This window comes from Mycobacterium talmoniae (genome assembly GCF_001854525.1).
Lineage (GTDB): Bacteria > Actinomycetota > Actinomycetes > Mycobacteriales > Mycobacteriaceae > Mycobacterium > Mycobacterium talmoniae.
This window is the reverse complement of sequence record NZ_MLQM01000196.1, coordinates 1-9,984: the sequence shown is the minus strand read 5'-3', so window position 1 is coordinate 9,984 and position 9,984 is coordinate 1. Positions and strand designations below refer to the sequence as shown.

At 69.2% G+C, this 9,984-nt stretch carries 12 protein-coding genes and 1 tRNA gene; 4 read left to right on the top strand and 9 right to left on the bottom strand.

The window, feature by feature from the left end; genetic code table 11:
* Positions 1–141: 141 nt before the first annotated feature.
* On the bottom strand, positions 142–924 hold the full coding sequence (locus BKN37_RS23580; protein ID WP_423212833.1) for a prolipoprotein diacylglyceryl transferase: 783 nt from the start codon (positions 922–924) through the stop codon (positions 142–144).
* Between the two features lie 122 nt (positions 925–1,046).
* Between BKN37_RS23580 and BKN37_RS23575 the strand changes: the two genes are divergently transcribed.
* The 3 genes from BKN37_RS23575 to BKN37_RS23565 all read left to right on the top strand — a co-directional run bounded on the left by BKN37_RS23575 (position 1,047) and on the right by BKN37_RS23565 (position 3,468).
* Positions 1,047–2,003, top strand: coding sequence for a metallophosphoesterase (locus BKN37_RS23575; RefSeq protein WP_071029357.1), 957 nt, complete (start codon positions 1,047–1,049; stop codon positions 2,001–2,003).
* Entirely contained in the window at positions 2,000–3,106 is a 1,107-nt protein-coding gene (gene cds1 / locus BKN37_RS23570; protein ID WP_071029356.1) for an L-cysteine desulfhydrase Cds1, read from the top strand. The genes BKN37_RS23575 and cds1 overlap by 4 nt, the downstream gene beginning before the upstream one ends.
* A 288-nt stretch (positions 3,107–3,394) precedes the next feature.
* Positions 3,395–3,468: transfer RNA gene (locus BKN37_RS23565), tRNA-Pro, on the top strand.
* 46 nt (positions 3,469–3,514) lie between these two features.
* Here the strand turns inward: BKN37_RS23565 and BKN37_RS28710 are convergent.
* Positions 3,515–3,802, bottom strand: coding sequence for a hypothetical protein (locus BKN37_RS28710; RefSeq protein WP_071029355.1), 288 nt, complete (start codon positions 3,800–3,802; stop codon positions 3,515–3,517).
* A gap of 129 nt (positions 3,803–3,931) precedes the next feature.
* Between BKN37_RS28710 and BKN37_RS23555 the strand changes: the two genes are divergently transcribed.
* Positions 3,932–4,348 carry a hypothetical protein gene (locus BKN37_RS23555; protein WP_071029354.1) on the top strand — a complete coding sequence of 139 codons (417 nt, stop codon included), beginning with the start codon at positions 3,932–3,934 and terminating at the stop codon, positions 4,346–4,348.
* Between the two features lies 1 nt (position 4,349).
* Here the strand turns inward: BKN37_RS23555 and frdD are convergent, their stop codons facing one another.
* From frdD to BKN37_RS23520, 7 genes are all read right to left on the bottom strand, one after another.
* Positions 4,350–4,715, bottom strand: coding sequence for a fumarate reductase subunit FrdD (frdD, locus tag BKN37_RS23550; protein ID WP_071029353.1), 366 nt, complete (start codon positions 4,713–4,715; stop codon positions 4,350–4,352).
* On the bottom strand, positions 4,712–5,104 hold the full coding sequence (locus tag BKN37_RS23545; protein ID WP_071029352.1) for a succinate dehydrogenase/fumarate reductase transmembrane subunit: 393 nt from the start codon (positions 5,102–5,104) through the stop codon (positions 4,712–4,714). Before BKN37_RS23545 ends, frdD begins: the two co-directional genes overlap by 4 nt.
* Positions 5,101–5,844: a succinate dehydrogenase/fumarate reductase iron-sulfur subunit gene (locus tag BKN37_RS23540; protein ID WP_071029351.1), complete on the bottom strand. Its 744-nt coding sequence runs from the start codon at positions 5,842–5,844 to the stop codon at positions 5,101–5,103. Before BKN37_RS23540 ends, BKN37_RS23545 begins: the two co-directional genes overlap by 4 nt.
* A gap of 2 nt (positions 5,845–5,846) precedes the next feature.
* The gene (frdA, locus tag BKN37_RS23535; RefSeq protein ID WP_071029350.1) at positions 5,847–7,586 is read right to left on the bottom strand and encodes a fumarate reductase (quinol) flavoprotein subunit; all 1,740 of its coding nucleotides are present in this window, start codon (positions 7,584–7,586) and stop codon (positions 5,847–5,849) included.
* Between the two features lie 9 nt (positions 7,587–7,595).
* Entirely contained in the window at positions 7,596–7,832 is a 237-nt protein-coding gene (locus BKN37_RS23530; protein WP_242657340.1) for a hypothetical protein, read from the bottom strand.
* A gap of 91 nt (positions 7,833–7,923) precedes the next feature.
* Positions 7,924–9,726 carry a glycoside hydrolase family 15 protein gene (locus BKN37_RS23525; RefSeq protein WP_071029349.1) on the bottom strand — a complete coding sequence of 601 codons (1,803 nt, stop codon included), beginning with the start codon at positions 9,724–9,726 and terminating at the stop codon, positions 7,924–7,926.
* On the bottom strand, positions 9,723–9,984 hold a 262-nt coding region (locus tag BKN37_RS23520), incomplete at its 5' end, for a GatB/YqeY domain-containing protein (protein ID WP_165618380.1). The genes BKN37_RS23520 and BKN37_RS23525, both read right to left, overlap by 4 nt.

Here is a 9,984-nt window from a genome sequence, read left to right as displayed (position 1 = left end):
CACCCCGGCGCCCGGGCACGCGCCGGGGGGAGGGCGGGCACGGGTGCCCGTGCGGCGGGTAGGGACATCCGTACGGCGGATATGGATACGGCGGCGGCGGGGGTGGTGGCGGGCGCTCAGGGTCCGGCGGCGGCGGGGCACTCATGCCGGTGCCGCCTGCCGTGCAAGCACCGCGTCGTAGTAGCCGTGCCGATACCCGTAGCGCAGCCGAAGCCCCACCACGATCAGGGTCGGCAGCAGAAACCACTGCGGCCGGGTCAATCCGAGCCAGACGGTGTCGTTGGCGCGGACGAATTCGACGGCGAACCGGAACACCGCGTAGCCGGCGAGGTAGAGGACGAACAGTTCGCCGGGCTGGGTGATGCGCCGGCGCAGCCACAGCAGCGCCGCGAACGCCGCCAGCTGGAAGGCGATCTCGTAGACGAACGACGGATGCATGGGCTGACCGGTCACACAGCCGGGGCAGTGCGGTATGGCGGCGGGCGCATGGATGCCCCACGGCAGCCCGGTGGGCCGCCCGGGTGCCTCGGTGAGGTGGCAGCCGATCCGCCCGATGGCCATGCCCAACGCCACCGCCGGGGCGAACAAGTCGCCCGTCTTCCCACGGAAGCCGCCGATCCGTTTGGCGAGCAGCACCCCCAGGTAGGCGCCCAACAGCCCGCCCAGGATGCTGCGGGAGCCGAACTGCCACGCCTGCATCAGGGTCGGGTTTTCCCGCAGGTCGAGGTGGCGGGCCCAGCCGGAGAGCCGCATCCCGACCGCGCCGCCGACCAGCGCACCGGTGACCGCGACCAGGGACTGTTCGGTCAGCGCGTCGCGGCGACGGGCTTCGGCGAAGAACACCGCCGTCGCCGCCAGCACCCCGAGGCCGACGAACGCGCCGTGCACGGGGAGGAGCAGCGGGCCGATCCGCCACTGCGGCATCACCCCGCCAGCGTATGCGGAGTGACCGGCAACACGGGCCGAACACGGCCGGCTGCGTAACGTCGGCCCAGGTCGTTGCGCGGGGCGTCACGCCGGGCGGTGCCGCGCAGTAGGCTGCCAACATGTCTGCACCACCCGCTGTGACAAGGTCCGCCGCCGCCATGCTGGGATCGGCCGCGCTCGGGATCGGCTACGCGTCGATCATCGAACGCAACGCGTTCGTGCTGCGGGAAGTGACGATGCCGGTGCTGACCCCGGGCTCGTCGCCGCTGCGGGTGCTGCACATCAGCGACATCCACATGCGCCCACAGCAGCGCTACAAGCAGGCCTGGTTGCGGGAGCTGGCGCGCTGGGAGCCCGACCTAGTGGTCAACACCGGCGATAACCTGGCCCACCCAAAGGCGGTGCCGGCGGTCGTTCAAACACTCGGTGAGCTGCTGTCGGTGCCCGGTGTCTTCGTGTTCGGCAGCAACGACTACTTCGGCCCGCGGCTAAAGAACCCGGTGAACTACCTGACCAAGCCCACGCACCGGACCCACGGGGAGCCGCTGCCCTGGCAGGACCTGCGGGCGGCGTTCTCCGAACGGGGCTGGCTCGACCTCACCCACAACCGGCGCGAGTTCGAGGTGGCGGGGCTGCGGGTCGCCGCGGCCGGGGTCGACGACCCGCACATCAACCGGGACCGCTACGACACCATCGCCGGCCCGGCCAGCCCGGCCGCCAACCTGCGGTTGGGGTTGACCCATTCGCCGGAGCCACGGGTGCTGGACCGGTTCGCCGCCGACGGCTACCAGTTGGTGATGGCCGGGCACACCCACGGCGGCCAGCTGTGCCTGCCGTTCTACGGTGCGCTGATCACCAACTCCGGTTTGGATCGCTCCCGCGCCAAGGGGGCGTCCCGGTGGGGGGCGAACATGGCTTTGCACGTGTCCGCCGGGATCGGCACCTCCCCGTTCGCGCCGCTGCGGTTCTGCTGCCGCCCGGAGGCCACCCTCCTGACGCTGGTGGCGGCGCCGACCGGCGGCCATGACTCGGCGACCACCCTCGATCGATCGCAGCCCACCGTTTCGGCGCGTTGACGCCGCAGACCCGGCTCGCCGCGCACGCGCGGCCACGCGACTGGACCGACAACGCGATCCGGTTGATCGAAGCCGACGCCCGGCGCAGCGCCGACACCCACCTGCTGCGCTACCCGCTGCCGTCGGCGTGGGGCGCCGAAGCCGATGTCGCGCTGTACCTGAAGGACGAGACCACCCACATCACCGGCAGCCTCAAACATCGGCTGGCCCGCTCGCTGTTCCTCTACGCGCTGTGCAACGGGTGGATCGGTGAGGGCACCACCGTGGTCGAGGCGTCGTCGGGTTCCACCGCGGTGTCCGAGGCGTACTTCGCGGCGCTGCTGGGGCTGCCGTTCATCGCGGTGATGCCGGCCTCCACCAGCGCCGCGAAGGTGGCGTTGATCGAGGCCCAAGGCGGCCAGTGCCATTTCGTGCACCAGTCCGGCGAGGTCTACGCCGAGGCTGAGCGGCTGGCCGCCGAGACCGGCGGGCATTACCTGGACCAGTTCACCAACGCCGAGCGGGCCACCGACTGGCGCGGCAACAACAACATCGCCGAGTCGATCTATGTGCAGATGCACGACGAGCGCCATCCGATCCCGGACTGGATCGTGGTCGGGGCGGGCACCGGCGGCACCAGCGCCACGATCGGCCGCTACATCCGCTACCGGCGGCACGCCACCCGGCTGTGCGTGGTGGACCCGGAGAACTCCGCGTTCTTCCCGGCCTACGCCGAACGCCGCTACGACCTGGTCACCGACGGGTCCTCGCGCATTGAGGGCATCGGCCGGCCGCGGGTGGAGCCGTCGTTTCTGCCCGATGTGGTGGATCGGATGGTGGCGGTGCCCGACGCGGCGTCGGTGGCCGCCGCCCGCCACGTCAGCGCGGTGCTGGGCCGCCGGGTCGGGGCGTCAACGGGCACCAATGTGTGGGGCGCGTTTGGGCTGCTCGCGGAGATGGTTGCCGCGGGCCGCCGCGGATCGGTGGTCACGCTGCTCGCCGACAGCGGCGACCGCTACGCCGACACCTACTTCTGCGACGACTGGGTGGCGCAGCAGGGGCTGGACATGGCCGCGCCGGCCGCGACACTCGCCGCGTTCGAGCGGTCCGCCGCCTGGGAGTGATCCTCGTCGGCCCGCTTTTCCGGGGAGGTCGCCGCCAGCCAGAGCGCGGCCAAACCGAAGAATCCGCCGTACACTGCGGCGCCCAAAGCCGTCATGATCCGCTCCTCTGCCCCGACAACAGCGTTATTAGCCAGTCTGCCCAACGCCGCTGGTCGATGCCTATATTCCACGCCGGAGTGTGGGCCATCAGTTGGGCGGTCAGGGATGTGACCTACGCCGCGTCCGCGCAGCGGGGCACCGCATTTGGTGGGTGGGCCCGCCGGTGCGATAGGCTGTCGAGGCTTCACGCGGGGTGTGGCGCAGCTTGGTAGCGTGCTTCGTTCGGGACGAAGAGGTCGTGGGTTCGAATCCCGCCACCCCGACACTTGTCATCACGGCCGGCTCTGACCGATCTGGTCAGGGCATCGGCTAAACCGGCGGCTCGTGCGGTTGGCCCGTGTCGTCCCTGGGGCTGTCCTGCGCGTGTGGGCCCGCACCGGGCTCGCCGAATTTCGGGTTGCCCTCCTCGTCGAGCCAGTCGTTGATCGCCGTGCCGGCGACGGTTCCGCCGGAACCGGGCATCACGACCGTCGGACGGTCGGTATAGGCCTGTTCGACCCGGCGGGCTTTGGCGTTGCCTTCCTCATCTGCCTGCGGCGACTCATACCTCGGCTGCTGCTGGTTCGCGTCCCCGGTTCGTTCGTCGTTTGCGCTCATCGTTTGTGTTCCTTCGTCCGTTCCCACCGGGGGGCGGGCCCCCGCGGGTGCTTGTTGTCGGATTACCCGTTGCGGGGGCGCACCCAAACGATCCACGAGAGGCGGGCTCCCGGCCGATACCCTTCGGCCATGCAGGTGTCGCGAGCCCTCGGCGATGTCGGCTGGTGGGTGTTCATCGTCGGCCTGTTGCTGGGGGAACCGTCGGCGGGCGCGCCGCTACCCCGCCGCTACGCCGACCCGGCACCGGGTGGGTTCTACATCGCAAACGCGGTGACGGCTGCGGCGTGGCTCGCGCTGGTAACCGTGGTCATCGCCGCGGTCGTCAACGCCGTGCTGTTGCGCCGGTGGTGGTTTGGCGTCGCGACGGCGGCTGCCCCCATCCTGGGCGCCGCCATCGTCCTTTTCGCCCTGCATGAGCGAGCCGGATCCGTCGGCGGCAGCCTGCAATTGGGCCCGCTCCCCGCTGCCCTGCTGGTCCTGGTGGGTATCGCGGTCCGCGAGGTGTGGAGCCGCGCCGTCGTCCCGTCGGTGGACACCCACGGGTGACCTACACGCCGAGCAGTAAACAGCCCGCCACGACCGATCCCACCGCGGCGGCGCCGTAACAGCACAGCGCGATCACCGGGTCGAAGCGGCCCAGCTTCAGCCCGTGCTCGACGGTGAACCGGAACCGGTGCGCCCAATGAAACAGGGCCAGCAGGAACACACCGAACAGCACCAGCTTGGTCAGCGGGTTACCCAGCACCGCGAACAGATGGGCATAATCCGGCGCGTCGAGCCAGCCGAGCGGAAACGCCACCCCGAACAGCACCACCAGGATGGGCAGCACCAGGGCGGCCGCCATGCCGCCGCCGCTGAACAGCAGCCACACGAAGGGTTCCAGCGAGCGTCGCTGGCGCGGGGGCGCGCTCATGACAGCACCAGCCAGGCCACGAACACCGAGATCGCCAGCCACGCCGCGTAGTGCCCGGCAAGCACCGCCCGGGCCGGGACCCGGCGCCCCCGCAGGTGCAGCACCATGGCCCGTGGCGCCAACCCAAACCAGGTCACCGCGTGCAGCAGCACGAACGCCAGCGTCACGACGTTCAGCGCAACCACACCCGGCTGGGCGCTGAAGTCCAGGAAGCGCCGGTAGGCCTCCGGGCCGGCACCGATCGCGTGCACCAACGCCAGCAGGAACACCACGAACCAGGCCACGAAGACGCTGCTGATTTCGCGCAGCATGAACAGCAGATACGAGCGCCGCCCGGCCCACCAAAACCGGGGCACCGGCTGGCGATACGGGCGCGCCGCGGTGGTCATCGTGCGCCCCGGGGTAACAGCAGCTGTTTGACCGAGTGGGTTGCCGCGGCCAGCTTGTAGCGTTGGATAGCGCCGGCCGGGTCGACCCCCTTCGGGCAGGCCGTGGAGCATTCGCCCACATAGGTGCACGCCCAGGCACCGTCGGCCGCGGCCAGGACGTCGCGCCGGTCGGCGGCGCCATCGTCGCGCGAATCCAGGTTGTAGCGTTGCCCCAGCGCGATCGCCGCGGGGCCCAGGAAGTCCGGATCCAGCGCGTACACCGGGCAGGCCGCGTAGCACAGCATGCAGTTGATGCACATGCTGAACTGCTTGAACTCGTCCAATTCGGCGGGGGTCTGGCGGTATTCACCGTCCTCGATGGGCTGCTCGTCGCCGCGGATGATCCACGGCTTGACGGTGGGCAGTTTGGCCATGAAGTCGCTGATATCGACGACCAGGTCGCGGATCACCGGGAAGTTGCGCAGCGGCTCCACCCGCACCGGGCCGGGCAGGTAGTCGACCAAAAACGTCGCGCAGCCCAGTTTGGGGTCCCCGTTGACGGTCATCCCGCAGCTGCCGCAGATGCCCATCCGGCACGACCACCGGAAACTCAGCGTCCCGTCCAGCTGATCCTTGATGTAGTTCAGGCCGTCCAGGATCGCCCATTGGCGATCGAACGGCACCTCGTAGGTCTGCACCGTGGGCACGGATTCGATCTCGGGTCGATACCGCAACACTTCCATGGCGATTCGGTCTGCCATCACTACCTCCCATACACCCGTTCCCCCGGAGGCCAGCGCGTGATCGTGACCGGAAGGTAGTCGACCCGCGCCGTCCCGTCGGGTTCGCGATGAACCAAGGTGTGTGCCAAGAATCGTTCGTCGTCGCGACGCGTGAAATCGGTGCGCTGGTGGGCGCCCCGGGATTCTTCTCGCTGCAACGCGGATTCGATGATCGTCTGGGCGATGTCGAGCATGCCCGCCAATTCGAGCAGCGCGGTCAGCTCGGTGTTGAAGGTGCGGCTGTGGTCGTCGATGCCGGCGTTGGCGAATCGCTCTTGTAACACCCGGATCTGGTCGGCGGCCTTGGTCAGGGCCGGCCCGTCGCGATAGATCCCGGCGGCGGTTTCCATGATGGTCTGCATCTCGGAGCGGATGTCGGCGATGCGTTCACGTCCCTCGGCGCGGCGGGCGAGTTCACGTTGCAGCCGCTGCTCCTCGACACCGGCCTGCGTCTGCACCGTCGGCGAGGCGGCACCGACCGTCGTCGCGTACTGCGCGGCGGCGCAGCCCGCGCGGGCGCCGAAGACCAGGCACTCTGGCAGCGAGTTCGATCCCAGCCGGTTGGCGCCGTTGATGCTGACGCAGGCGGTTTCGCCAGCCGCAAAAAGACCGGGAAGCGGTGTGGCGCCGTCGATATCGGTATGGACACCGCCCATCATGTAGTGCACCACCGGCCGGACCGGGATCAGTTCGGTGACCGGGTCGATGTGCTGGTAGTCGCGGCACAGTTCCCGCACAAACGGCAACTTGGCGTCGATCAGCTCGGCACCCAGGTGCCGCAGGTCGAGGTAGACGACATGGCCGTACGGGGTCTCGACCGTGCGCCCCTTCTCCTGCTCGTGCACGAAGGCCTGCGACAACCGGTCCCGCGGCCCCAGTTCCATGCTGCGCAGCTTTGGTTCGGGGGTGGGGGTGCCGAGATCGTAATCCTGCAGGTAGCGGTAGCCGTCCTTGTTGAGCAGCCAACCGCCTTCCGCGCGTGCGGCTTCGGTGACCAAGATGCCGGTGAACGGCAGCCCGGTGGGGTGGTACTGGACGAACTCCATGTCCTTCAGCGGTGCGCCGGCCCGAAACGCCAGCGCCATGCCGTCGCCGGTGCTGATGTTGGCGTTGGTGGTGAACGGAAATACCCGCCCGCATCCGCCGGTAGCGACGATCACCGCGTCCGCCAGGATGGTTTCGACGCGTCCGGTGGCCAACTCGACGGCGACCACCCCACCGACCCGTCCGTCGTCGACGAGCAGCGTGGTGGCGAACCACTCGTCGTAGCGCACGATGTCCGGGTAGGCCAGGATCCGCTGAAACAGCGTGTGCAGCATGTGAAACCCGGTCTTGTCGGCGGCGAACCAGGTGCGTTTCTTCTTCATTCCGCCGAACGCACGAACCGCGATGCGTCCGTCCGGTTTACGGCTCCAGGGGCAGCCCCAGTGCTCCAGCTGCAGCAATTCGCGGGGCGCCTCGGCCACGAAAGCTTCGACCGCGTCTTGGTCGCACAGCCAGTCGCTGCCGGAAACCGTGTCGTAGGCGTGTTCGTCGAGGCTGTCATCCGCACCGGCGACCGCGGCCGCACCGCCCTCCGCCGAGACGGTGTGGCTGCGCATCGGATAGACCTTGGAAACGACCGCAATGCGCAGGCGCGGGTTGGTTTCGGCGATGGCGATGGCGGCGCGTAGGCCGGCGGCTCCGCCGCCGACCACCACGATGTTGTGCGACGCGGTCATTGCCGCGTCTCACGCCTCGTGGTCACCGCTGTGCTCGTCGCGTAACACTTTTCCGTCGTGGCGAATGGTGCGTAACCGCACGGATCCGTCGTGATAGACGTGGCGGATCTCGCGGCAGCCGCAAGAAAACCTGAGGTCGTCGTAGGCGAGGCCTTCGTCGTCACCTTCGATGTGGTGATCACCCTCGGCCATGTGCCCGCACGGCGCCTTCTGTTTGGGAAAGTGGGTTGTGGTGGCAACCATCATCCCGCCCCCTAAGATCTTGAAAGTGACTTAGGTCACATTCAGGGTAGGCTTTGCGGGACGGCGCGTCCAGCGTCCCGGACGATCCCGCGGTTCAGCGGCGCGGGTCGCCGTTGCGGGTTTGCGTCGACGCCCCGCCGAGCTGGCGGGCGGTGTTGACCAGGCCGACCATGCTGAACGCCTGCGGGATGTTGCCCACCTGTCGGCGTGCGACGGTGTCGTATTCCTCGCTGAGCAACCCGACGTCGTTGCGCAGCCCCAGCAGCCGCTCGAACAGGGTGCGGGCCTCGTCGCGGCGACCGATCCCGTGCAGCGCGTCGGCCAGCCAGAACGTGCACACCAAGAATGCGCCCTCGGTGCCGGGCAGGCCGTCGACGGAGCCCTCCGGGTCGGCGCCGTAGCGCATCAGGAAGCCGTCGTTGGCCAACTCGTTTTGCACGGCGTCGACGGTGCCGGCCACCCGCGGGTCGTCCCACGGCAAGAAGCCGACCCGGGGGATCAACAACAGGGCGGCATCCAGGCCGGTCGATCCGTAGAACTGGGTAAAGGTGTTGCGCTCGGCGTCATACCCGTGCTGGCAGACGTCGGCGTGGATGCGGTCGGCCAGCGCGCGCCACCGGTCCAGCGGACCGTCCAGACCCTGAGTTTCCACCGTGTGCACGGCACGGTCGATCCCCGCCCACGCCATCACCTTCGAATGCACGAAATGTCTTCTGGGGCCGCGGACTTCCCACAGCGAGGAGTCCGGCTGATCCCAATTGCCTTCCAGGAAGTCCAGCAACGCCCGCTGGATATCCCAAGCGGTTTCCACCGCCTCCATACCGGTTTCGCGCGCCAGGTGCAGGCCGTCGAGCACCTCGCCCCACACGTCGAGCTGGAACTGGCCGGCCGCATCATTGCCGATCCGCACCGGCGCCGAGCCCTCATACCCGGACAGCCAGTCCAGGGTCAGTTCGGGCAGCCGCCGGGTGCCGTCCAGGCCGTACATGATCTGCAGCTTCGCCGGATCGCCGGCGACCGCCCGGACCAGCCAGTCCCGCCACGCCTTGGCCTCGTCGATGTAGCCGGTGCCCAGCAGCGCCTGCAGGGTGAAGGTGGCGTCCCGCAGCCAGCAGTACCGGTAGTCCCAATTACGCACTCCGCCAATGGCTTCGGGAAGCGATGTGGTCGCGGCGGCAAGGATGCCGCCGGTCGGGGCGTAGGTGAGCGCCTTGAGCGTGATCAGGGCGCGGCGCACCGCGTCGGCCCACGGGCCGCGGTAGCTGCACCGGTCGATCCAGTTGCGCCAAAACGCCTCGGTCTTGGCCAGCGCGCGTTCGGCCTCCGAGCGCACCGCGTCGGGCAGGCGATGCGATTCGACGTGGTTGAGCACGAACGGCACCCGCTCGCCGGCGGCCACCTCGAACTCCGCGACGGTGGACAGGTGCTCGCCACGCACCTTGACCGGGGTGCTCAGGCACAGGGTGTCCGGCCCGGCGACCGCGACCAGGCCGTAGTCACTGCGCCGAATCCAGGGCACCACGTGGCCGTAGTCGAATCGGATCACCAAATCCATCCGCATCGACACCCGCCCGGACAGCCCCTCGACGATCCGGACCAGGTCGGCGGCGTGCCCGCGGGGCGACATGAAATCGGTGACCCGCACCGAACCGGAGTCGGTGTCCCATTCGGTGTCCACGATCAGCGTGTCGCCGCGGTAGCTGCGCCGGGTGGCCGGGCCACCGTCGGCCGGGGCGATACGCCAGTAGCCGGCGGACTCGTCGTGAAGCAGCGCCGCAAAACAGGCCGGCGAATCGAACCGGGGCAGGCACAGCCAGTCGATGCTGCCGTCGCGGCCGAGCAGCGCGGCGGTGTGCAGGTCCCCGAGGAGCGCGTAGTCCTCGATCCGCGCGGTCAAAGGCGACCCTTGACCGCGGCGGCCAGCCGGGCGCCGTCGACCTTGCCCGCCGCGATCGCGGTGGCCGCTTTCATCACCAGCCCCATCTGTTTCATGCCGGGTCGCTCGCCGAGTTGTTCGGCGACCTGGGCCAGCGCGGTGTCGACGACATCGGCCACCTCGCCGTCGGACAGCGGCGGCGGGAGGTACTCGTCGATGATGCGCGCCTCGGCGTGCTCCTCGGCGGCCAGCTCACCGCGGCCGTTTTGGGTGTAGATC

What these genes read in the sequence shown, in the direction of transcription:
- BKN37_RS23555 (WP_071029354.1), top strand. Translation starts at nt 3,932, where the DNA reads ATGCAGGTGTCGCGAGCCCTCGGCGATGTCGGCTGGTGGGTGTTCATC.
- frdA (WP_071029350.1), bottom strand. Translation starts at nt 7,586, where the DNA reads ATGACCGCGTCGCACAACATCGTGGTGGTCGGCGGCGGAGCCGCCGGC.
- BKN37_RS23575 (WP_071029357.1), top strand. Translation starts at nt 1,047, where the DNA reads ATGTCTGCACCACCCGCTGTGACAAGGTCCGCCGCCGCCATGCTGGGA.
- frdD (WP_071029353.1), bottom strand. Translation starts at nt 4,715, where the DNA reads ATGAGCGCGCCCCCGCGCCAGCGACGCTCGCTGGAACCCTTCGTGTGG.
- BKN37_RS23530 (WP_242657340.1), bottom strand. Translation starts at nt 7,832, where the DNA reads ATGATGGTTGCCACCACAACCCACTTTCCCAAACAGAAGGCGCCGTGC.
- BKN37_RS28710 (WP_071029355.1), bottom strand. Translation starts at nt 3,802, where the DNA reads ATGAGCGCAAACGACGAACGAACCGGGGACGCGAACCAGCAGCAGCCG.
- BKN37_RS23580 (WP_423212833.1), bottom strand. Translation starts at nt 924, where the DNA reads ATGCCGCAGTGGCGGATCGGCCCGCTGCTCCTCCCCGTGCACGGCGCG.
- BKN37_RS23545 (WP_071029352.1), bottom strand. Translation starts at nt 5,104, where the DNA reads ATGACCACCGCGGCGCGCCCGTATCGCCAGCCGGTGCCCCGGTTTTGG.
- BKN37_RS23540 (WP_071029351.1), bottom strand. Translation starts at nt 5,844, where the DNA reads ATGGCAGACCGAATCGCCATGGAAGTGTTGCGGTATCGACCCGAGATC.